The organism is Campylobacter concisus, assembly GCF_902460675.1.
GTDB classification, from domain to species: domain Bacteria; phylum Campylobacterota; class Campylobacteria; order Campylobacterales; family Campylobacteraceae; genus Campylobacter_A; species Campylobacter_A concisus_AJ.
Genome location: NZ_CABPUQ010000001.1, coordinates 1,687,456 through 1,711,120 on the forward strand (window position 1 = coordinate 1,687,456; position 23,665 = coordinate 1,711,120).

A 23,665-nucleotide genomic window follows, 5' to 3' on the forward strand; every position below is an offset into this window, starting at 1 on the left:
CTAGACTTGCTTCATAGTTGCCATCTTTTATCTCATTTACAAAGGTGTTGGCTTTTTGGATGAAGATACTTTGATCTTTCATACCATCTTCAATGGCCTTTGTGTTTTTGTTTATTAGCTCTGCCATTTGACCAAATTCATCTTTAGAGGTTATCTCTATAGGCTGGGCTTTGTTTGTCTTGTGATTTAGTAGATCAAAGAAAGATAGTAGGCCTGTTTTTAGTTTGAGGATGATTTTTAGGAGGTAAGACGATAGGTAAAGCGAGAGCAATAGTCCTAAAATAAGCACCACTACAAGCACTCCAACAGATGCATAAGCAAGTGAGTTTAGATCCTCTAAAAGCTCGTCTTTGTCAAGCTCTCCGATAAGATACCAGCCCATACTTTTGATATATTTTGAGCCGATCAATAAATTTCTGCCATCTTTATCTAGCGATATGTAGCTGCCATTTTCGTTGATTAGCTTTTTAAGGTTTGCATCGCCAACTATATCTTTTAGGTTGCCGCTTACGTCTTTACCGATCTTGATGTCGCCTTTTTCATCGACTAGTAGAAATTTACCGCCACGACCTATCTTTTGTGACTGGACAAAATTTACTATCTCGCTTAAATTTACGCCAGTCGCTGCGATACCATAAAATTTATCATCTTTTTGAACTTTGTAGTTTATATACATCATTATCTTGCCACTGCCGTCTTCAGCCTTGTTGATGTCGATTAGGCTTAGGCTGCTGCCATCTTTTAAGGCATAGTACCATTTGTCATTTTCTGGGTTAATGACCTTTAAAATTTTATCTTCGACGTAGTAGTTTAGGGTTCTATCTGAGCCAAACATTATCGTATCTAGCTTTAAATTTTTAGCAAGAGTTTGAAAATAGTCAAACAAGACCTTTCTGCCGTGCTCGTCCTCGCCGTTTTTGACCCAGTCTATTAAGAAGCTATTTTGAGTTATTTGATAAGAAGAGTCGATTATCTTATCGATGTAAGACTCTATTTTATAACCAACTTCATTGATCGCAAGTGGAAATTCTTTACTTTCGACCCTGTCGGTATATAGATTTTTAGCCATGTTATAGGTCACAAGACCAACCACACTAACACAAACTAAGATCATGACACTTAGCACAAGTGCCGTTCTCATCCTGAGTGACTTCATTGCATTCTCCTTAAAGTAAATTGACAATTTTATTACAATATATTTAAATAATATTAAATTTTATAAATTAGAAATTTGTGAGATTTTTTGCAAGAAGCATTTTGCCTCTTGCAAATTTGTATTGAGAGTTACTTCTTAAGGCCGTATTTAGCGAGCATTTTATCAAATTCGCCAGATTTTTGTAGCTCTTCGATCGCGGCGTCTATTTTTTTGATAAGCTCAGTGTGTTTGCCCTTATCAAATGCCATTGCAAAGCCCTCTGTGCCGTCAGGAAGTCTTAAAAACTCCTCTAAGTCTGGATTTTGTTTCAAAAACTCAACACCTATTGGACTATCAGTAAGCACAACATCGATTTTACCGGCATTTAGTGACATTATAGCTGCTGCTACGTTTTCAGCTGGGATTGACTGATTTGTGATCTTTTTAGCTGCCTCTTCTTGAAGTGTGCCAACTTGAGCTGAAATTTTCTTATCTTTAAGATTGTCTTTATTTACATCTGAGCCTTTTTTGCGGATAAATAAATTCTCTGAAAAATAATATGGCTTAGTAAAATCAACAGACTTTCTTCTCTCGTCAGTTGCGCTCATGCCGCTTATCGCGATATCTATCTTGCCAGTTTTTAAAGCAGGTATTAGCCCATCAAAACTCATATTTGCTACGTCAAATTTGATCCCAGTTTTTTTAGTGATCTCATTTAGAAGATCAATCTCAAAGCCAACGATTTGATTTTTATCATCAAGATACTCAAACGGAGGATAATCAGCACTTGAACCTACCTTATAAACTACCTCTTTGCTAGCTTCTGGTGCATTTGTAGCACTTTTTTTACCACTATCATCACCACAACCTATAAAAAACATAACTAACCCTAACGCTAGAACTTTTAATAAATTTTTCATTTTACTCCTTTATTAGTGGTTTAAAATTTTGCCTAAAAACTCTCGCAGACGCTCGTGCTGCGGATTTGTAAAGACATTTTTTGGCGTATCATCAACTGCTATCTTGCCTTTATCCATAAAGAAAATTCTATTTGCCACGTTTCTTGCGAAGCCCATCTCGTGAGTCACAACAAGCATCGTTATACCCTTGGCCGCGACATCTTTCATGATATCAAGCACCTCGCCGATCATCTCAGGATCTAGCGCACTTGTTGGCTCGTCAAACAGTATCACCTCTGGCTCCATTGCAAGGCTTCTAGCGATCGCGATACGCTGCTTTTGACCGCCTGAGAGCTTGTGCGGATAGGCAAATTTCTTATCACTTAGCCCAACGCTCTTTAGCAGCTCATCTGCCCTCCTCTCAGCACTCTCTTTGTCTAAGATCCCAGCTTTTATCGGAGCTAGAGTTAAATTTTGCAATACATTTTTGTTTGCAAAAAGGTTAAAGTGCTGAAACACCATGCTCACTTTTTGGCGAATTTTATTTATGTCTGATTTTTTATCGAGGATATCTTCGCCATTTATCTTGATATGCCCGCTATCTGGCTCTTCAAGGCGGTTTATACAACGCAAAAATGTACTTTTTCCACCGCCGCTTGGGCCAATTATCGCTATGACTTCGCCCTTTTTGATATTTACGCTAATGTCATTTAAAACACGCAAATCGCCATAGCTTTTGTTTAAATTTTTAATCTCAATCATGGCGATTTAGTCTCCTCTCAAGTAGTTTCACCAAAAGGGTGAAAAATTTAACGCTCACGTAATATACAATGCCCGTAAAAATGACTGGCTCTGGGCTGTAAAAGACCGCTTGAAGGCTCTTACTTTGCATCGTAATATCAACGACGCTTATGTAGCCAACGACTGAGGTCTCTTTAAAAAGCGAGATAAATTCGTTTGCAAGCGCTGGCAAGATGTTTTTTGTAGCCTGTGGAAAAACCACCTCACGCATCGAAACGTAGTAGTTTAGACCCATCGCGCGTGCTGCCTCCATCTGGCCTTTATCAACGCTATTTATGCCGCTTCTTACGATCTCAGCGACGTATGCCGAGCTATTTAGTCCAAGTGCGATCACAGCGACATAAAAGTTGTCACTCCAAGTGGCAAAAATGACCACTGAAAATATAAGAAGTTGAAGTATTACAGGCGTTCCACGCAAGATGTCGATGTATTCGTCTATTATAAAATTTATAACTTTGATGTTTAGAAATTTAATAAACGCTAAGATAAATCCAAGCGTAATACCTATGGCGACACCACCGATAGTAAGCCCCAGCGTCACTCCGTAGCTCTTGATATAGGCTAGCTGCTGAGCATCGCTAAGCTCCCTTGGGTAGAAAAAATATGCGCCCAATGAGACGATTGTTATAAAAAACAGAAATTTAGCTAAATTTTGAGCGTTCAACTTCATCCTTTCTTTAAAATGTAGCCTTAAATGATACGAAAAAAAATATATCATTTTGCTTAAATAAATTTAAGGATTGCCCTAGCATTGAAATTTAAATAAATTTGTAATAACATAAGCGTTTTATTTTATTTGAAAGGAAATTTATGAGCTTTGGGTCTTATTTAGCCATCGCCATCTATTTTGGTTTCTTGCTCTTCATCGGACGATATTTCTACGATAAAAATGCAAGTATGAACGAGTATCTGCTAGATAACCGTCAAATGGGTCCAGTCGTCACCGCACTTAGCGCTGGTGCTTCTGATATGAGTGGTTGGATGCTACTTGGCGTGCCCGGGGCCTTATACGCAACTGGCGTGGCAAATGTCTGGATGATAGCTGGCCTTATCGTGGGAGCTTACTGCAACTACCTATTTCTAGCAAAAAGACTTAGGGTCTATACTGAGGTTGCAAGCGATAGCATCACGATACCAGACTTTTTGGAAAACCGCTTTAAAGATAGGACGAAAATTTTAAGGATCATCTCAGGTCTTATCATATTGATATTTTTCACACTTTACGTAAGTAGCGGCATCATCGCTGGTGGCAAGACTTTTGAGAGCTTTTTTGGTTTAAAATTTGCATACGGAGCGGTCTTTACGCTCATAATCGTAGTCTTTTACACATTTTTTGGTGGATTTAAGGCTGTTAGCATAACTGACGCATTTCAGGGGCTTTTGATGTTTTGTGTCCTAGTTTCGATCCCAGTCGTGGCATATCTAAATTTAGACTTGCCAAGCGATACAAATTTGATAAAAGAGATAAGCAAGCTTGATGCAAATCACCTAAATCCATTTAGAGACCAGACTTTCTGGGGCATTTTGGGCCTTCTAGCTTGGGGCTTTGGCTACTTTGGACAGCCACATATCATCGTTAGATTTATGGCGATACGTGACTCAAAAGAGCTTGCAAAGGCAAGAAGGATCGGCATTGGCTGGATGACGATCGGCCTACTAGGCGCAATTATGAGCGGACTTATCGGCTTTGTATATTTTAGCCAAAGAGGCGGACTGAGCGATCCTGAGACCGTGTTTTTAAAGCTTGGTGAGCTACTTTTCCCGCCATTTTTTATAGGTATCATCATCTCAGCTGTGCTTTCAGCGATCATGAGTACCATCTCAAGCCAGCTTTTAGTCACTTCAAGCTCAGTCACAAAGGACTTCATCTTTGCCTTTTATAAAAAAGAGGTGAGTCAAAGCACGCAAACAGCGATCAGCCGCTATGCAGTTGTGGTTGTAGCGATAATTGCCACCGTACTTGCCTTTATCTCGACAGATAACGTTCTAAACGTCGTTGGCAACGCTTGGGCTGGATTTGGCGCGAGCTTTGGTCCGGTGCTTCTTTTTAGCCTTTACTGGAAACGCATGAGCGCACTTGGAGCGCTTGCTGGTATGATAGCTGGCGGTGCGACCGTGATATTTTGGATAACATCAGGACTAAATGCCTATGTTTATGAAATTCTACCAGGCATTTTAACCTCAAGCCTAGCCATCATCATGGTCAGTATCTGGGGCGACGCGATAAATAAAATGACTATCGAGCCACACGAGCAAGTGATAAAAGATGAATTTGAAAAGATGAAGACAAGGCTTTAGGTCTTAAATTTATAAGAAATTCCTAGTACTTGTAACTGGGAATTTCTAAAATTTAACTTTACTTTCTTTATTAGAAAATCATCCAGATAGCAATAAAAATTTAAATCTTAAACCACTCTCGCTATTCATATAAATTTACAAAATAAGCATTTGCAAAGCTTTTATTTTTTTCTTGTATGCAGCAACACTGCAACTTTCAAATTTGCATTTAATCATATTCTAAAATTTAGCCTTTAGACATAAAAACACATCTTTGCTAGTGTCTTTTAACTTTTAGTTTCTAAGTCTTGCGGATCGTGAATTGTACTCTTTTTGTATCTAGCATAGCAATTTTTAATATATCTTCATCAGTAAGAGCAAAATCAAAAACTTCTATTTTGTTTCACACGCTCCTTCTTTACAGATTTTGGGACAACGATGACATTTCTTTGGATTAGCCATCTTAGCATAACCTGCCCTGTAGATTTATTATATTTTTCCCTATTTCTTTTAGTATATCTACATTAAAAACATCATTATTCCCCTCTGTGTATGAGAAGTCCAAGCCATAGACTCTTTGTCTTACTCAAACTGCGCTTCGCCCTCTATGACCCAAGCTAGACTATCTACAGTGATCTAGCTCCTCTCTTTCGTCAAATGCGTATATATCGATGCTTGCGTTTTTATTTTGAAAGAGCCTTTTGCCAACGACGCTTTTTCTACTATGTTTGGATATCTATTGAGATTATAAATTTGGCCTATTTGATGTCCTTTTACAAATTTACGTATCATTGTAGTTAAATTTTTCAAAGGATTTATTGATAGAGGCTATACTTTTATTCAGAATACAACTTGTCGTTTTTCCAGGACAATATTTTCTGTATCTGAATAAATAATTCAGGATTATCAATTACAACTAGCAATAAATTACTTTTTACTCTGGTTAGTGCTTCAAAAATACAACTATGTTCGTCGTAAGGGTAATATTCATTGTATAAAGATATCAGGTTCCCCTCTTCAGAATATTTAAAATACTTATCTAAAACTACAAGCACATTTTCATATTCTCTTCCAATAACATTGTGCGTAGATTTTGATTTTGCATAGACCATTATTCTTTTTAGGGATCTAGTTGATTTTGTTGTATACTCTGTTAACTCGATTGAAACATAATGCTCCTCGGAACATTTTTTCTCAATATATAGTTTTGCGTCATCTTTATTAGAGAAATATACAACCTGGACTTTATCGTAATCGTATGGTTGAACCTTGCTGGTTTTAGTATGCAAGAATTTAGATATAAAAGAAGCCATAAAAATATTTGTTCTTATTTTATCTTTTAGCCTTATATGCAAAATATCACTTCCATTACTTAATTTTTCTTCTACATTCAACGCTTTTTCTGATTTATGAAGTGTTTGCTGATGGTCTACTGAAAATACTATCATCTTATTATCAAGCTTTAAAAGCTGTTTAAATTGTATTTCATACAGTCTTTGTGCCTCATCTATTAGTATAACATCATAACATTTTAGATCATGATCTATACTAACGCCTTTTACTGGTACAATTTTTATACCCAATTCATTAGATAATAATTCATGTTCAGGAATTAGTGCACAAAATATAACTAAAACTTTATTTCCACTCAAAATATATTCTTTTGCTAAATCCAATAATAATAAAGATTTTCCTGTTCCAGGTCCTCCTGCAAGACAAACTTTTTTATAATCAGTTTTTAGTATGTCGTTTTTTCTTTGATTTTGTTCACTTGTTAAAAAATATTTATGATTCTTAAATTCTTTAGGCTGTGAGTATGGAGAAATTATAAGAGATGACTGATCTATAGATAGCAATTCGTTTTTAATTACATAATCATCTGGAATCATTTTGGATAAATCTGAAAAATCAATATCTTTTAATTTATCATCTTCTAATAAATAAATTTGTTTTGTTTTTACTATATATGTACATACAATAATATCTTTATTTAATAATTTAAGCAAACAATTGTGCCTGATTAATTGATCTCTAATCGCAGATATACCATCTTTTGGCAGCTCACTTTTAACTTCTACATTCAAAACAGATTTATTACTAAACCTTAGAATATCAAATTCTTCTCTTATTCCGGCTTCAATTAAAGTAGATATAAAATAACCTTCTTTTTGCATATGAGATAAATGTAAGCTTATTTCTATAAAAAACAAACATATACTGTCCATCTCACTATCAGACATGCCTTTATCTCGCTTAAATGAAAAACTACCATCTACTAATTTAAAAAGCGACCTACGTAGATCTTTATTTTTGGAGTCAAATATTTGAATTAGAGAATCTACATTGGTGCTTTTCATAAAATATTTTTACTCCCACTCTATCGTTGCAGGTGGCTTGCTTGAGATGTCATAAACTACGCGGTTTATGCCGTTTACCTCATTTATGATACGGCGACTTACGTTTTCAAGTAGATCATAAGGAAGCCTTGAAAAGCTTGCAGTCATGCCGTCGCTCGCATCGACCACGCGCACACAAACAGCATTTTCATAGGTGCGATTATCGCCCATTACGCCAACAGAATTTACATTTAAAAGTACGCAGAATGCCTGCCAAGTTTTGTTATACCAGCCACTACTTTTTAATTCATCGCGCAAGATCACGTCGGCTTTGCGAAGTAGCTCAAGGCTTGGCTTATTTACCTCGCCCATTATGCGGATAGCAAGGCCCGGTCCTGGGAAAGGGTGGCGGAAGACTAGATCGCGGCTTAGTCCAAGCTCAAGTCCAAGCTTTCTAACCTCGTCTTTAAAAATTTCTCTTAGCGGCTCAATAAGCTCAAATGTCATCCAATCAGGCAAACCTCCAACGTTGTGGTGGCTCTTTATCGTCTTGCTTGAGCCAACGACTGAGCTTTCGATGATATCAGTATAAAGAGTGCCTTGAGCTAGAAATTTCACATCGCCATGCTTCTTAGCCTCTTGCTCAAAAATTTCTATAAATGTCTCGCCTATGATCTTGCGTTTTTTCTCAGGATCAACGACGCCAGCCAAGCGACCTAAAAATATCTCACTCGCATCTATGCTAACTAGCTCAACGCCAAGTTTCGTTCTAAATGTAGCTTCAACTTGCTCTTTTTCGTTTGTTCTAAGAAGTCCGTTATCAACAAATACAAGGATCAAATTTTCAGGCACAGCTGCTGCTAAAAGCGCTGCGGTCACAGAGCTATCTACGCCGCCACTAACTGCGCAAAGTACCTTGTGAGTACCCACTGTTTTTCTGATCTCTTCTATCTTATTTTTAGCGAAGCTTCCCATGTTCCAAGTGCTCTCGCAGCCGCAGATATATTTAGCAAAATTCTTTAAAATTTGCGTGCCATACTCGCTGTGTTGTACCTCTGCGTGAAACTGGATCGCATAAAATTTACGTTTATCATCACCAAAAGCACAATAAGGCGAATTTTCGCTGACTGCAATCGCCTCAAAGCCCTTTGGTAGGTCTTTTACATAGTCGCTATGGCTCATCCATACGATTTGTTTTGAAGGTGTATCTTTAAAAAGATCGTGCTCTTTTACGACGCTAAGTTCAGCCTTGCCGTACTCTTTGTGATCAGCTGCTAAAACCTCAGCGCCATGTGTGTGAGCAAGTAGCTGCATGCCGTAGCAAACACCAAGTATAGGGATATTTAGCTCAAAAACGCCATTATCACAAAAGTAAGCATCTTTAGCATAAACGCTAGCTGGACCACCACTTAAAATGATACCTTTTGGATCTTTCGCCTTTATATCGCTTAGTTTTGCGTTAAATGGCAAAATTTCAGTATAAACTCCCTCTTCTCTTAGCCTTCTAGCTATTAGTTGAGTATACTGCGAACCAAAGTCCAAAACTATAATCGTATTGTTCATTTATAACCTTTTAAAAGTAGATGTGAAAAATTTCAAACTGCACATACCAAACAATGAGTGATACGATGTATCCCAAAACTACCATCCATGCATATTTCATATGCGCACCAAAGGTATAAATTCCTTTTAATTTACCCATTACTCCAACGCCAGCTGCTGAGCCAAAACTGATCATCGAACCACCGATACCAGCTGTAAGTGTCACTAGTAGCCACTGACTCATAGCCTCGCCCGCATCAGCTCCCATGACCGGATTTGCTTTTAGCACAGCTGACATAACAGGGACGTTATCAACGACTGCTGAGAGGAAGCCAACTCCGATATTTACAGGTGTCGAGCCAAATTTATCATAAAGTGATACAGCGTAATTTAAAAATCCAGCAAAGTGAAGAGCGCCAACTGCAGCTAAAATTCCAAAGAAGAAAAATAGCGTGTTATTCTCGATCTTTGACATATAGTGAAAGACGTTCATAGGCTCTTCGTCTTTATGGGCTTTTTTGAAATAGTAAGTGTAAAGGCTAAGCAGTGAGAAGCCAAACATCATGCCCCACATCGCTGGTAAGTGAAATAACTGGTGCATCATAACTGCACAAAAGATGGTAAATGCACCTATAAAGATAACCGCTTTACCGCCCTTTTTCATAACCACTTTTGGCTCATTTGCGACGTCAAAATGAGGCGCAGTATTTGGCACGATGCGTGAAAGTAAAAACGCTGTCACAAACCAGCCGATAAATGAAGCTGGGAAAAGTGCGAAAAAGTCTAAAAATGGTGACTTGCCAGCTGCCCAAACCATAAGTGTAGTGATATCGCCAAATGGACTCCACGCTCCGCCTGCGTTTGCTGCTACGACGATGTTTATCGCACCTGCGACTAGGAAATTTGTATTATTTCTATCTATCGTTAAAAGAACGGTTGATAGGATAAGCGCTGTTGTTAGGTTATCAGCCACTGGGCTAATGAAAAATGCCAAAATACCAGTTAGCCAAAATAGCTTTCTGTAAGTGTAGCCTTTTGAAACTAGGTTGTATTTAAGTGCGTTAAATACATCTCTTTCAACAAGTGCTTCGATAAATGTCATCGCTACCATTAAGAAAAAGACGATCTGAGCTATCTCTAAGATCAGGTGATTTACCTCGTGCTCTAGCGAATGCACATCCATGCCGTTTATAAGCATATAAACGCCGATTAGCAAAAACATAAAAGTGCCGATAAAGATAGCAGGTTTTGCCTTGTCGATGTGAAAATTCTCTTCTGCTGCTATGAAAAAGTATCCAACAACAAAAATGATAAGCGATAAAATTCCCGCCCATGTAGTAGTTAAGTCAATAGCCGCAGCTTCTCCGTCAGCACCAAAGGCTATAGCAAAAAACAAGCCTAGAAGTCCAAATAACCTCATATACTCTCCTTGTAAGATAAAAATTTGCGTATTTTACTTAAATGAGCCTAAAATTTAGGTTAGTTAAATTTATTAAGCTTGCATTACATTTTTATCTTACGCGAAATTTAAGATCAAATTTTATTGATCTTATCTGTTTTTTTCTCTTTCACAGGTGCATCGCCATAAAATGGATCGTCCTTGTAGCCGCAACCACTAAGTGCAAAAAGAGCGAAAATTAAAATAAAAGATGATAAGATTGCCTTATGAAAGACGCCAAATTTATGATAGATGCTATCCACGAAAATCCTTTGTATAAAGAAAAATTAAGCATGGCAGACGAGTGCCAAGAGCTTCTTCGCCTAATGGGTAAAGCAAAGCGATTTTACATAGCTTTTTGCTATGTTAGAGAAGGCATTTTAACCTTCGTTCTCACTCATCCCTCAGGGCTTTTGGAGCTTAGACGTGATAGTAGTATAAATGATATAAAAGGGTTATTAAAAACCTTTTACAAATTTAATAAAAATAGCATTTTTGCAAGCGTCATCGAGCCAAAACCTCTTAATGAGATCAACTATATAAAAAATAAAAAAGAAGAAAATATAAGATTTATCGTGAGCAAATATCTAAAATTTTTCACGCCTCAACCTACGCAAAGGTCAAATTTCATCGCGCCAGCAAGCAAAGGCGAGTTTAAAAATTTAGCCACAAATGAGCAAATTTATAAGAAATTTGAAGAGCTAAGAGAAATTTTGCTAAAGAAAAACGAGCAGGCAAGATGCTAATAGACGAGATAAGAACACTTCCAAACGAGCCTGGCGTATATCAGTATTTTGACGCTCAAAACAGACTTTTATATGTAGGCAAGGCCAAAATTTTAAAAAACAGGGTCAAAAGCTACTTTAAATTTATCCCAAGCTTAGCCCCAGCTGAAAAGCTAAGCCCAAGAATTTCAAAGATGATAAGCGAGGCGGTGCATCTTGAATACATCGTCACACCAAGCGAGGCAGACGCGCTCATACTTGAAAATTCATTTATCAAACAGCTTAAGCCAAAATACAACATCTTACTTCGTGACGACAAGACCTATCCTTATATCTTTATAAATTTAAACGATGAATTCCCTAGATTTGAGATCACTAGAAAGGTTGTAAAAGGCTCAAACATTCGCTATTTTGGGCCATATTTTAGTGGAGCGGGAGAGCTTCTTGAAGCGCTTTATCTAAATTTCAACCTAGTTCAAAAAAAGTCCTGCATCAAAGGCAAAAAAGCCTGCCTTTTTCACCAGCTAAAACGCTGCTACGCCCCGTGCGAGGGTAAAATTTCAAAAGAGAGCTACGCCAAAATAGTCGCTGACGCCACAGCCGCTTTGCAAAATCCAAATTTGTTAATCGCTCGCCTTGAAGAGCTCATGCTAAACTACGCCAAGGCCGAAGACTACGAGCAAGCAGCCGCGACTAGAGATAAGATGCAAACGCTTAAAAATATGCAAACAAAGGTCGAGGTCGATCTAGCTAAGCTTGAAGACTTTGAGGCCTACTCGGTCGCTTGCGTGCATGATATGATCTGCGCTGTGAGATTTAGCGTGCAAAGTGGCAAGATAACAGGCGTAAAAACCGATATCACGCAGGCTAAAAACGCTCAAAAAGACGAGATAAACGAGGCTTATAAGCAGGCTATTTTAAAAAGCTTTATCGCTGGTCAGCCAATAATCAGCACCAAAATTTACGTCAATGAAAACTTTGAAGATAGCGAACTGGTGGAGGAAATTTTAAACGAGAGGTTTGGACGTAAATTTAGCATCACTTGCCCAAAAATAGGCGATAAGCGTAAAATTTGCGAGATAGCTACAAAAAACGCCGAAGTTAGCATCGAAAAATACCTAAAAACACACGATAACGAGCTCTTAAACGAGATAAAAGAGTATTTTAATCTAGCTCACACGCCTTACGTGGTCGAAGCCTACGACAACTCGCACTTTTTTGGCGAGGCAAGTGCGGGGGCGATGGTGCGCTATGAGCATGGTGAGTGGGCGAAGCAAAACTACCGTCACATGCACCTAAACTCTAAAAACGACTACGATCAGATGAGAGAGAGCCTAACTGCCAGAGCACTTAGGTTTGATAAGCTTAGCCCGCCTGATCTTTGGGTCATAGACGGCGGCGAAGTGCTTTTAAGCTTAGCCTGCGAAATTTTAGCAAGCAGTGGCGCAAATGTCGATGTGATCGCTATCTCAAAAGAAAAAATAGACGCCAAAGCTCACAGAGCAAAGGGCGAGGCAAAGGATAAAATTTATACAAAAAATGGCAGTTTTAGCCTAAGCACGAGCGATAAAAAACTGCAATTTTTCCAAAAAATGCGCGATGAGAGCCATAGATTTGTCATCAGTTTTCACAGAAAAACAAGGCAGAAAAATGATATGCAAAGATCAGTGCTAAGACAAGCTGGCGTATCTGAGGGCAGTATCGCGAAATTAATCAGCTTTTACGGAAGTTTTGATAAAATCAGCGAAGCAAATTTAGACGAAGTAGCAAAAATAACAAACAAAAGCGTGGCAGCAAAGCTTTTAACGCTCAAAGAAGGAAATTTGAAGTGATAATATACGACAAAAACGGTCAAATTTTAGCGATGGGAGATATCTCTCTTGGTCTGCTTGAATTTAAAGATGTAAGGGAGTTTTTAAGCGAGCATAAAGACATTGACGAGCTAGTTTTGGACTACAAAGAGTCTGGAGTTTTTATAGACTATCTGGCAAAAAGGCCAAATTTAAGAGTAAATTTAAAGACTAAAAACGGCAAAATTTTAAATGCGACGCTTAAATTTTCAAAGATCAGCTCAGTAAAAAACGAAGAGTATTTCGAGCTTCTAATCCTAGATCAAACAGAAATTTACAGCCAAAACCAGCAAGCTGCGATAAAAGCAAAGACAAAGCTTCGCTTGCCAAATTTAAAGGTAGATGAAAAAGAGCTTTTAGACAAAGAAGAAGAGGTTTTAAACGAGAGCTGGTTTAGCGAGACGGCTAGCTTTTTAAATTTAAGCAAAAGCGAGTTTGCGACCTACCTTGGTATATTTTTAAGCAAGGCAAAAGATAAGATGATCTTTATCCAAAGTGCAGTACAAGCAAGAGATACTAAATTTTTAGAAGAGAGCATAAAGATATTAAAAGAGCCGGCTCTAAATTTAAAGATCACTCCGCTTGTGGCAAATTTCGATGCGCTACTTACCAGACCAAACAAAATGAAAAAGATCGCTCATATCAATGAAAGACTAGGCGAAATAAGCACGCTTTGCAATAAATTTTCAAAAAGGCTTGGCCATGAGGGTTAGTAAATTTTTGGTTCTTTTGCCGATATTTTTGGCTGCTATCACTTGCTTTTATAATGGCGCGCTCTACTTTGATAAATTTAGGATCTCTTATGGCATAAATAGCGAGGTAAAAAGAGAAAGTTTGATAAGAAAAACCTTAGATGCGATCGTTTCAGAAAGAATTGCTTACGAAAGATACAGCCAAACTAGGTCGCCACAAGACGAGACGGCTTTAAGAGAGGCAAATGCTGCTAAGAATTTAGTTGTAGAAAGTTTATCAAACACTCTTTCTAACACAACAGATGATAAAAGGATAAGAGATAGGCTAAATGAGGTTTTAAAAAACGCAAATGCAAGTTGGGAGAGCTCTAATCTCTCGTTTCTTAGCTTTGTTGAGTTAGCAAATTCTGCTGTTGAAAGTGGGCAAGTAGTGTTTAGAGATGTTGCTTTAGATATTAATATGAAGCGTTATATACTCTCTTTACTCAGAACCTATCAGCTGCTTCAAAACGTAAATATCACAAAAGAGCATATCTTGGCTGTGCTTATGGGTAAAGAAAAAATTACTGAAAGTTCGTTAAAACAATCTCTAGATAGCCTTAAATACAACGATATAAATGCAAATTTACTCCCAAATGGCGATATAAAAGACAACATAATAAGAGATATAGATAGGCTTGATAATATAGAGACCTCTCAGGGCTATGACGAGATCCGCCTTAAGCTAAAGCTAAAAAATGAGCTAACACGTGATGAAATTTTGCAGATATATACCTTTGAAAGCAATAGAGCCAAGCTCTTTAGCAAGATAGCAAATGTCTTAAGTGGCGAGCTAAAGAGACTAAATGATAACTTTAGAGTAAAGGTGCTTAGCCTAACATTTTTGATGTTTTTTCTTTCATTTTGGCTCTTTTACGCTGGCTATAAAACATACATCTGGCTAAAAGATCTAGAGAATTTAAATCAAAAAATGAAGCTTGTAAGAGATGAGATTTTAAAAAGGGGAAATAGAAATCCACAAAATTTAATAGAAAGCTTCATAACACTATATAAAGAGCTACTTCAAAAGTATGAGCAAGAAAGAAGCTTTGCTGCGATAAAAGATAGACTGCTTGTTAGGCTAAGTAAGAAATTTTATCAAGCAAAAGAGCAGATCTTTAGCTCGGTCGCTACCCTAAAAAAAGATGAAAATGTGGTAAAAAATGAGCTTCTTTTTGAAAATTTAGAAAAAAATAGCCAAATAATCGCGCTAAATTATAGCAATATAAAAGGCTTGCTTGATAGCAAAAATGGCGAAGTTGGACTAAATTTAAAGCCATTTAACCCACAAATTTTATTTTCAAACATACTTGAAGCGCAGATACCTTTTACGCAAGAGAAAAAGCTAAATTTCTTAACCTATCTTGACGCAAACATTAGCGACGAGCTAGAGGGAGATAGCGAGAAGATAAGCGTTGTATTTGGCTCTATCATGCAAGCTATCGTGACAAAATGCGATAAATTTGCCAACTTGATAGTGGAGATAAAAAATGTCAGCGACGCTCTTAGCCAAAGTGGTCTTTTGCTCATCGAAACAAAGATAAGGACAAATCAAATTTTCATAAATGAAGAGCAGATAAAGGCTTTAAGCGCAAAAGATGAAAGCGAGATAAACGATGAAGAGAGCGAGTTTTATCTCAGACTTGCTAGCTTTTATCTAGGGCTTTTTAACTCAAACCTTGATATAAGCACGCTTGGCGGAGCTGGCAATGAGTTTAAATTTATCCTTAGCCTAAAAAAGGTGCGAAAACTGCAAAATTTCAGCCTAAATCATGAGCTAAGGATCGCATATCTGCCTGATATAAATGCAAAATACAATGAATTTTTCGCAGCTACTTTAGAAGATATGGGGCTTAGGTTTCAAAATATTATCTCAAACAACCAAGCACTAGCGAAAAACTATGACATCGTCTTTGCAAGGCAGAGTGCTAGTAAAAATATAAATATAAAAAATGCGGTCTTGCTAAAAGATCCGCTCACGCCACTTAGCGTTGCGCGGCTTGTCTATATGGAGAAGAACAAGGGCGAGAGCTTGGCTGAAGAGAAAGTGCTCTTTTTACTATGCGATAAAAATCCGCTTAGTCTTGAGATGTTTTCGCGCGCCTTTAGCTTCTTAGACTGCGAAGTTATAGGCGTTAGCAGCCATAAAGAGCTTAAGCAAGCACTGCTTTTAAATAGGTTTAATGCTGTTTTTATCGATGCTTCATTTTTTGAAAATAGCGTGGCAAATTTCGTAAAAGAGATAAGATCACTTCAAGAAGAGAAGATAAATTTAGTCGCTGTGGTCTCAAACACCTCAAATATCCCTGAAAGAGAGCTGCTACCTGCTTTTGATGAGAAGATCAGAAAGCCTTTTAGCAAAGATGATCTAAATCAAATTTTGCCTAAATTTATCAAAAACTATAAGCCAAGCAAAGAAAATAGATACTTTAGCAAAAATGAAAATATAGTGATTTACAAGAGCACGAAGCTTGAAAATAAGATATTTGCTGGCGCTCTTGGCGAGTTTCAAAACACGCTTGAGATCGCAAATAGCTTTAGCGAGTTTTTGATAAAGATAAAGACAAAACCTTGCTCGCTAGCGCTTGTGGATGAAGCAGCGGAGGGTTTTGATATGAAAGAGCTAATAGCCACGATATCTGAGCTTAGATCTGGGCTAAAGCTAGATGCTAGAGTGCTACTTTTTAGCAACAACTTGGAGCTTAAAAATCAAAAAGAGTATATAAAAATCCTATCTCCAAGCGTTAGCAAGATAGAGCTTACAAACTTCGTAAAATCAGAGCTTAGCGAGATAAATTCAACCCAAAATGAACTAAAAAACAACTTTAAGTTTATAAAATTTAAGAGTTGAGTGTTTGGCTAGCTTGTAAATTTGAACTAAATTTCTAGGCTTGCATCTTTAGTAAATTTATGTGAGATAAAATTTAAATTTTTGCTGGTAAATTTGCCGCTTTGATTTAATGTAGCTTGCATTTGGCAAAGCTATTTTGATCAAGATCTAGCTAGCATTTTGCTAAAAGGATTTGCAGGTTTTTGAATTTATTTAAGCCAATAGTAGATCAAATTTATTCTTAAAACGGCATGGGTAAAAATAGAATTTACTAGCCTGTAAATTTGGCATTAGGCTAGCTTTGGATCAATTTTACTCTTTTATCCTACCGATAGCTTCAGCAAATTTTAGCTCTTTGTTTTCAAAGAGGTTGTACTCGATCGCATCTTTTTCGCTAAGTATGACGATGGTTGAGCCAAGCTCGAAATTTCCAAGACGCTCGCCCTTTTTAATGTGTAAATTTTCATACTCATAAATTTGCGTAAAATTTGCCATCGCATTTGTCTGGATACGCTCATCAAAGCAAAATTTCATCTTACCAACGTTTAGCGCACCCACGAAAACTAGCCAAAGTTTTTTGCCATTTTTCATCTCGCAAAGTAGCGCCACACGCTCGTTTTTGGTATAAAGGCTATCGACCTTGCCAAGCCATTTTACCGCCACGCTGTAAAGCTTACCAGGGATATAGACCGCTTTTTTTATCGTAATATCACAAGGTGCATGATAGTGATGATAGTCTTTTGGGCTAAGATAGATGTTGGCAAAGTCAAACTCGCCTTCAAGCTCGCCCTGCCCTAAAAGCTCCTTTAGCCCGTAGCTCATACCTTTTATACTAAAAGCTTCTAGCTCTTTTGTAGTGCCAAAGCTAAGGCAGGTACCATCAACAGGACTTATAAATATCTCATCTGCTGCGTCAAATTCTCTTGGCTTTAAGAGCTCTCTGGTGAAAAGTTCGTTTAAATTTTTATACTCATTTGATGGCTTAAACTCGCTCATGTCGATCTTAAATAGCTTTACATAAAAGGAGTTGATAAGCTCTTGAAGCGGTTTGAAAAAGTTTATTTTTGCAACCTTGCCAAAAAATTGAGAAAAGAGATTGTCCTTGTTCATTTTAGTCCTTGCTTAAATTTAAAATAGCGATCTCACTAGGAGCAAATATCCTAACCGGAGGCCCCCAAAATCCTGCACCGCTACTAACATAAGCTTGCATTTTATCATTAATCTTATAAAGCCCATGTAAAAAACCCTGATCCAGCAAAACTAGGATACTAAAAGGGAAAATTTGTCCAGCGTGCGTGTGACCGCAAAGCACTAGATCAACATCTTTTTGCATAGTTTTTATAAATTTTGGCTGATGAGAGAGTAGGATGGTAGGCGAATTTGGGTCGCGTCCAGCTAGCGCTTCATCTAAATTTGGCTCTAAATTTTTAAACCTTATGCCAGCTAGATCATAGACCCCTGCTAAATTTATACCAGCTATTTTTTCATTTTTATTACCAAGTATCCTAATGCCAAGAGCGCGAATTTTTTCTAGTATCCCATCAACTCCGTGGTAGTATTCGTGATTGCCAGGGACATAAAAGGTGCCATAGGTGCTTTTAAGATTTTTTAATGGATCTAAAAAATCGCCTATAAGTTCAGCTCTCATATCAACCAAGTCGCCAACTATCACGACTAGGTCTGGTCTAGCTAAATTTATCTCTTTTACAAGCTCAGCCACAAAATCCTTTTGCAAAAACTCGCCAATGTGCACATCGGTTATCATGGCTATTTTTAGATCACTTTGTAAATTTTTTATTTTTATACTAACTTGTCTGATCTTTGGCGGAGTAAGTGCGTTAAAAATTCCTTTCAAAAAGCAAGCAACTACAAAAATGACAAATGTCACATCAAAGCAAAATTTAATAAATTTTCGTCTTGTGGGATTAAAATGAGCTTTTGAACAAATGGATCTAACAATATCATAAAATAAACTAATGCCAAATAAAAATAGAGAAAAGCCAATGAGCGTTCCTGCTATCAGATAGAGTTCTATATTTAAAAAAGAAAATCTTAGCTGAAGAACAAATACAAACTCAAGCACACTAATAATATAGAAAAATATGCGAATTTTTTTAAGATGTGGAGTAAAAAAAGATACCTTTTTTATAAAACGTTTATATGAGTATAAATTTGTAAAAACACTAAAGATAAATGCCCCAATAATAATCCGAAAAAGTCCCAAAATATCTCCTTGAAAACAAGGATTATATTTTATATTTTTAAATTTACATTATAAATTTTATTAATTATTTAGAACAATTTGTAGTGCTAAGCCGTATGATTTTATAATTTAAATTTACAAAAATAATTATTAAAAGATATTTGCCTTAGGATAATAACTAAAAGATAAAATTTGGAATTTAAAAATAAAAAGGTGGGAAAAACTCCCACCTTAAAAAGCATTACTCTACTTTACCAGATTCCATTCTTTTTTTGTAGATCTTGCGAAGTTTTCTTATATCATTTTTAACTTCGAATACACCATGCCAGTGTGAGTAGTCAGGGCCACCCATTAGAGCGCCTTGTCTCATACGGCGACCTTCGTGGTGCCACATATGATAGTAAACATCTTGGAATTCATCTTCCCAAGCGTCTGCGAGTAGTAAGTTTTTAGCTTTCAACTCTTCAAGCATCTTAGTTGCTTCAGCATTGTAAACGTTATAAAGCTCTACTTGCTTATCACCCATAATGAAGAAGTTATCTGTATGAGTTGATGTATGGCAAGCTTTACAAACTAGCTTCATCTCAGCTCTTGCTGCTTCTGGTCCATTTGGATGACCTGCAAGTGGCGTTCCTATGGTTAGTTTGCCAGTTTTTTCGTAAACAACAGCAGCTTGTTCATCACCAGCTGTTCTTAGCTTACTGCTGACGCCCCATAGGTTCCATTTTAGTCTTCTTGAAACATTGTGAGTTGTTGTTGTTTCACCAACACCACTCATGTGGCAAGCTGCACAAGTTGGAGCTCTAAAGTCTGGTACATCCCATGTATCAGGAGCAGCATCAAAATTCCATTTGTGAGCTTCGCTATTATAGATATGTCCGTGCATTGAGTTGTTAAAGATCTCAATATCTGGGTGATCAGGTCCAAGGTGGCAAGATGCACAAGCAGCTGGTTTTCTAGCTTCAGCTATGCTAAATGTGTGTGCGCTGTGGCATGATTTACATCCGCCTACGCCACCATCAGGATAAACATTACCTATACCGTAGTTTGGCCAAGTCTCTTTTGTAGGTTTGTGATCAGCGTCTAGTTTGATGACGGTTCCGTGGCACTGTGTACAACCAGTAGCGTCTGGAGCCATTTTTAGATCTGGATGATCCATACCTTCATAGTGATACATTAGTTTTTCCATCGCAGGGTTAGCATACATTTGCATAGCACCTCTTGCGTGACCACTCTTAACAAATTCTTCAACCTCATTTTCGTGACACTTAGCACAAGTTTTTGGGCTAACTAGCATTGAAACGTGGTTGTTAGAATCTTTTGGATGCACCTTAACTGAAGCCATAGGATTATCTGCATTTACAGAGTGGCAATCCATACAACTTACGCCAACGTGAGCGTGGCGACTATTTTTCCAATCGGCAACTATGCCGGGTGTCTCTTTAGCGTGGCACTCAACACAGCTTTTTGATAAGTCTGACATTTTGTGAGCAACTTTAATGTTTTTTACAACATTAAGGTTTAAAGCGTCAGATTTATTTGCATCCATGTTTGCGGCAAAGCCAAAAGACATTAGACAGGCTAATAACATTAGCGACTTTTTAAACATCTCTCCTCCTTACTTGGTTTTATTGTTTTCTTGTTTTTTAATTGCTTCAAATTTATCGATTTGTAGTCCTAAATTCTTGTGACCAACGTGCTCGTGGCAATCAACACATGATTTCTTATTAGGATTTCCAAGAACGAAATAATCTCTATGTGGCAAGAATGATTTACCAGCTTGAATAACATTTTTTAAATTTGAGTGGCAAGTCAAACATCCACTATCATAGACAAAGTGAGATGCATGCTCGCGTTTTTTACGCCAGTCGATCTTGTCTGTATCTGTAAAAAATGTCTTATAACCATCATTTATCGATACTTTAAGTTTTGTAAGTACATAGGTATAGGCACTTGTATGATTTAGGTGACAGGCTGAACATTCAGCTTTTATGCCAAGCTTGTTATTGCCGCCGTGCGCATCTTCGTGATATGCAGCATTCATAGGATCCATCGTGTGACAAATGGTACAGATGTAGCCGCTACCAGTCGCGTGAAGTGCATCAGCTATGCCCATAGAAGCGATAAGACCGATTACGATGCCTATTATCACAGATGACCAAACAAAAAATTTCTTCTTAACTTCAGCCAAAATTTCCTCCTGAATTTATCAATATATCGTAAATTTTTACGAAAATTTTAGACGAATACTATCCAAAAATATATAAATTTTTTCTTTAAGTAAATGAAAATATTTATTTGATATTAACTTTCAATAAGAATAAATTTCTTGTAGCCCACCTACATTTTTTTCTAGAATTTGGTTCTTCTCATCAAGTTTGACCAAACCATTTGTTTTAAATTTATTTAAAATTCTCGAAAAAGTTTCTGGAGTCATATTGAGTATTGATGAAATTTTTGTATGCTTTAGTTCATTAAATAGATCTTCATGATCTAAAATAAACCTAGCTACCTTCTCTTCAGAGCTTAAAATGAGCTCTTGGTGGAGTAAATTTGTAGTGATCCTTATCTTTTGAGCCATTGATTTTAGAAATTTCATGCAAATTTCTGGCTTTGTTAAAAACTGTGCTTCAAATTTTTCATAATTTATCTTTAAAACCTCGCCAGAGATAGTAAAAATGGCACTCGCTGGATAAGGGATATTTTCAAAATTTACAACTTCAGCTACAAAATTCATAGGTGCAAGCTGATGGATAAAAATTTCTTTACCATTTGCCGTAGTTTTATAAAGTTTAACCGAGCCAGTTATCAAAAACGTAAGCCACTTTGGCTCCTCGCCCTCTATAAATAAAAACTCGCCTTTTTTGTATTTTTTAATAACGCTTATTGCTTCAAGTTTGGCTAGGTCATCGGCACTAAGGCCTTGAAAAAATGGGATTTGTTCTATCATGTTTCACTCGCTTTTAAGATGAAAAAGCATTTTAGCATAAAAAATAGGACAAAAATTAACGGATTTCAAAGGGAGCTTTCTCCCTTTGATTTAAGAATTTATTTTTTAAGAAGATCTCTGATCTCTGTTAGAAGTGCTATATCAGCTGGAGTTTCAGGCTCTGCAGGAGCTGCCTCTTCTTCTTTTGGTAGTTTATTTTTAAGTGTATTTAAAGCTTTGATGACGCAAAAAATACAAAATGCAATGATTAAAAAATCAACCATTGTTTGTATAAATGAGCCATAGTTTATCGTAACAGCTGGCGCACCTTCTGCCGCTTCTTTTAGTGTTAGCTTAAGATCAGTGAAATTTACACCGCCTGTTATAACACCAACTACTGGCATAATAATATCACCAACTAGCGATGAAACGATCTTTCCAAATGCCCCACCGATAACAACACCAACTGCCATATCTATGACATTTCCGCGCATCGCAAATTCTTTAAATTCGCTGATAAAACTCATTCTTTCTCCTATAAATAGTTAAATTTTCGTGCGGATTTTATAAAAAATATGCTTTGCTTAGCCTAAAAATTTAAAATTACATAACTTTAAATTTATCAAGCGAGTGTTATAATCCAAACTTCAAATTTAACGTAAGGAATGAGCTTATGTATCGTTTTGCACCCTCTCCAACAGGAGATATGCACATAGGAAATTTACGTGCTGCTATTTTCAACTATATTTGTTCTTTGCAAGATAAAAGTGGCTTTATTTTACGCATAGAAGATACTGACAAAGAGCGAAATATCGAGGGAAAAGAGAAAGATATCTTAGAAATTTTGAGCAAATTTGGCATAAAACCAGAGCAAATTTACATCCAAAGTGAAAATTTAAAATTCCACAGACAGCTTGCATCAAAGCTTCTCATCGATAAAAAGGCATTTGCTTGCTTTTGCACCGAAGAAGAGCTCGAAGCAAAAAAACAAAAAGCAAAAGAGCAAGGCGTGGCATATAGATATGACGGCACCTGCGAGAGACTAAGCGACGCTGAAGTTTTAAACTGCGAGAAGCCATTTGTCATCCGCATGAAAAAACCAACACGCACGATGAGCTTTACAGATGCGATCAAAGGCGAGCTAAGCTTCGAACCAGACGCCGTTGATAGCTTTGTCATCATGAGAGCGGACAAGACTCCGACTTACAACTTCGCCTGCGCGGTTGATGATATGCTTGAGGGCGTGACCTTTGTCATACGCGGCGAGGATCACGTGAGCAACACACCAAAGCAAGACCTCATACGCGAGGGGCTTGGCTACACCGGCAAGATGAACTACGCGCATTTGCCTATCCTTTTAAATATAGAGGGCAAAAAAATGAGCAAACGCGAGAACGAATCAAGCGTCAAATGGCTCTTTGAGCAGGGATTTTTACCTGAGGCGATCGCAAACTATCTGATACTTCTTGGCAACAAAACTCCAACTGAAATTTTTACGATAGAAGATGCGGTGAAGTGGTTTGATATAACCAAAATTTCACGCTCACCTGCTAGATTTGACGTGAAAAAACTTGAGCAGATAAATAGAGAACACATCAAGCTTGCTTCAAAAGAGCGCATAAAAGAGATCTTTGGCGTGGATGAGAGCAAGGTTGAGTTAGTTAAATTTTATACTCAAGAAAGCTCACTAGTGCCTGAGATAAAAGCAAAAGTAGAGGCTATATACTCACCAAAAATAGCTCCAGATGAGTACAAAAACGAATTTGAGATCATAAAAAAAGCAGCTCGTAATTTAAAAGCGTGCGAAACATTTGATGAGTTTAAAAAAGAGCTTATGAGCGCTACAAATTTAAAAGGTAAAAACTTTTTCATGCCGCTACGTGCGCTTCTTACAAACGACCTTCACGGCCCTGAGCTTAGCGAGCTCTATCCACTCATCAAAGATGATCTAGGCAAAATTTTAATCTAG

20 protein-coding genes are annotated in these 23,665 nt (G+C 37.3%); 6 read left to right on the forward strand and 14 right to left on the reverse strand.

All coding sequences use genetic code 11. From position 1 onward, the window contains the following. The 4 genes from F3G88_RS10310 to F3G88_RS08275 all read right to left on the reverse strand — a co-directional run. Nucleotides 1–1,156, reverse strand: a 1,156-nt coding sequence (locus F3G88_RS10310; RefSeq protein ID WP_188117471.1) for a cache domain-containing protein, incomplete at its 3' end; no start/stop codon positions are given. A 128-nt stretch (nt 1,157–1,284) separates the two neighbouring features. After that, nucleotides 1,285–2,055 (reverse strand): basic amino acid ABC transporter substrate-binding protein, encoded by a 771-nt coding sequence (locus F3G88_RS08265; RefSeq protein WP_149715867.1) that lies wholly within the window; start codon nt 2,053–2,055, stop codon nt 1,285–1,287. A 12-nt stretch (nt 2,056–2,067) separates the two neighbouring features. Further along, nucleotides 2,068–2,796, reverse strand: coding sequence for an amino acid ABC transporter ATP-binding protein (locus F3G88_RS08270; protein ID WP_087581502.1), 729 nt, complete (start codon nt 2,794–2,796; stop codon nt 2,068–2,070). Then, nucleotides 2,789–3,499: an amino acid ABC transporter permease gene (locus F3G88_RS08275; protein WP_188117472.1), complete on the reverse strand. Its 711-nt coding sequence runs from the start codon at nt 3,497–3,499 to the stop codon at nt 2,789–2,791. Before F3G88_RS08275 ends, F3G88_RS08270 begins: the two co-directional genes overlap by 8 nt. Nucleotides 3,500–3,645: 146 nt before the next feature. Between F3G88_RS08275 and putP the strand changes: the two genes are divergently transcribed. After that, nucleotides 3,646–5,133, forward strand: a complete 1,488-nt coding sequence (gene putP, locus F3G88_RS08280) for a sodium/proline symporter PutP (protein ID WP_149715869.1) — start codon at nt 3,646–3,648, stop codon at nt 5,131–5,133. 815 nt (nt 5,134–5,948) lie between these two features. Here the strand turns inward: putP and F3G88_RS08290 are convergent. The 4 genes from F3G88_RS08290 to F3G88_RS10315 form a co-directional block, all read right to left on the reverse strand. Continuing rightward, nucleotides 5,949–7,286, reverse strand: coding sequence for a DNA/RNA helicase domain-containing protein (locus F3G88_RS08290; RefSeq protein WP_180999917.1), 1,338 nt, complete (start codon nt 7,284–7,286; stop codon nt 5,949–5,951). Nucleotides 7,287–7,478: 192 nt separating this feature from the next. After that, on the reverse strand, nt 7,479–9,011 hold the full coding sequence (gene guaA, locus F3G88_RS08295) for a glutamine-hydrolyzing GMP synthase (protein ID WP_149715870.1): 1,533 nt from the start codon (nt 9,009–9,011) through the stop codon (nt 7,479–7,481). A gap of 10 nt (nt 9,012–9,021) precedes the next feature. Further along, complete coding sequence (gene nhaD / locus F3G88_RS08300) at nt 9,022–10,410, reverse strand: sodium:proton antiporter NhaD (protein WP_103603235.1); 1,389 nt, start codon at nt 10,408–10,410, stop codon at nt 9,022–9,024. Between the two features lie 113 nt (nt 10,411–10,523). Further along, the gene (locus F3G88_RS10315; RefSeq protein WP_012001408.1) at nt 10,524–10,691 is read right to left on the reverse strand and encodes an LptM family lipoprotein; all 168 of its coding nucleotides are present in this window, start codon (nt 10,689–10,691) and stop codon (nt 10,524–10,526) included. A 9-nt stretch (nt 10,692–10,700) separates the two neighbouring features. On the opposite strand from F3G88_RS10315, the gene F3G88_RS08305 reads away from it, so the two are divergent. The 4 genes from F3G88_RS08305 to F3G88_RS08320 are packed head-to-tail and all read left to right on the forward strand — an operon-like array spanning nt 10,701 to nt 16,585. Beyond that, entirely contained in the window at nt 10,701–11,174 is a 474-nt protein-coding gene (locus tag F3G88_RS08305) for a hypothetical protein (protein WP_188117473.1), read from the forward strand. Further along, nucleotides 11,168–12,985 carry an excinuclease ABC subunit UvrC gene (uvrC, locus tag F3G88_RS08310; protein WP_149715871.1) on the forward strand — a complete coding sequence of 606 codons (1,818 nt, stop codon included), beginning with the start codon at nt 11,168–11,170 and terminating at the stop codon, nt 12,983–12,985. Before F3G88_RS08305 ends, uvrC begins: the two co-directional genes overlap by 7 nt. Next, the gene (locus F3G88_RS08315) at nt 12,982–13,716 is read left to right on the forward strand and encodes a hypothetical protein (protein ID WP_149715872.1); all 735 of its coding nucleotides are present in this window, start codon (nt 12,982–12,984) and stop codon (nt 13,714–13,716) included. The genes uvrC and F3G88_RS08315 overlap by 4 nt, the downstream gene beginning before the upstream one ends. Next, the gene (locus F3G88_RS08320; protein WP_149715873.1) at nt 13,706–16,585 is read left to right on the forward strand and encodes a DNA-binding transcriptional response regulator; all 2,880 of its coding nucleotides are present in this window, start codon (nt 13,706–13,708) and stop codon (nt 16,583–16,585) included. The genes F3G88_RS08315 and F3G88_RS08320 overlap by 11 nt, the downstream gene beginning before the upstream one ends. A gap of 291 nt (nt 16,586–16,876) precedes the next feature. On the opposite strand, the gene F3G88_RS08325 is transcribed toward F3G88_RS08320, so the two are convergent. From F3G88_RS08325 to mscL, 6 genes are all read right to left on the reverse strand, one after another. Further along, entirely contained in the window at nt 16,877–17,674 is a 798-nt protein-coding gene (locus F3G88_RS08325) for a phosphatidylserine decarboxylase (protein WP_149715874.1), read from the reverse strand. A 1-nt stretch (nt 17,675) separates the two neighbouring features. After that, complete coding sequence (locus F3G88_RS08330; RefSeq protein WP_223228751.1) at nt 17,676–18,452, reverse strand: metallophosphoesterase; 777 nt, start codon at nt 18,450–18,452, stop codon at nt 17,676–17,678. A 556-nt stretch (nt 18,453–19,008) separates the two neighbouring features. Next, nucleotides 19,009–20,376, reverse strand: a complete 1,368-nt coding sequence (locus F3G88_RS08335; RefSeq protein WP_149715876.1) for a multiheme c-type cytochrome — start codon at nt 20,374–20,376, stop codon at nt 19,009–19,011. A gap of 9 nt (nt 20,377–20,385) precedes the next feature. Then, nucleotides 20,386–20,958, reverse strand: coding sequence for a cytochrome c3 family protein (locus tag F3G88_RS08340; RefSeq protein WP_084040850.1), 573 nt, complete (start codon nt 20,956–20,958; stop codon nt 20,386–20,388). A gap of 120 nt (nt 20,959–21,078) precedes the next feature. Then, nucleotides 21,079–21,717: a Crp/Fnr family transcriptional regulator gene (locus F3G88_RS08345; protein WP_149715877.1), complete on the reverse strand. Its 639-nt coding sequence runs from the start codon at nt 21,715–21,717 to the stop codon at nt 21,079–21,081. Nucleotides 21,718–21,815: 98 nt separating this feature from the next. Beyond that, complete coding sequence (gene mscL, locus F3G88_RS08350; RefSeq protein ID WP_009294582.1) at nt 21,816–22,223, reverse strand: large-conductance mechanosensitive channel protein MscL; 408 nt, start codon at nt 22,221–22,223, stop codon at nt 21,816–21,818. Nucleotides 22,224–22,369: 146 nt separating this feature from the next. On the opposite strand from mscL, the gene gltX reads away from it, so the two are divergent. After that, nucleotides 22,370–23,665: a glutamate--tRNA ligase gene (gene gltX, locus F3G88_RS08355; RefSeq protein ID WP_103650761.1), complete on the forward strand. Its 1,296-nt coding sequence runs from the start codon at nt 22,370–22,372 to the stop codon at nt 23,663–23,665.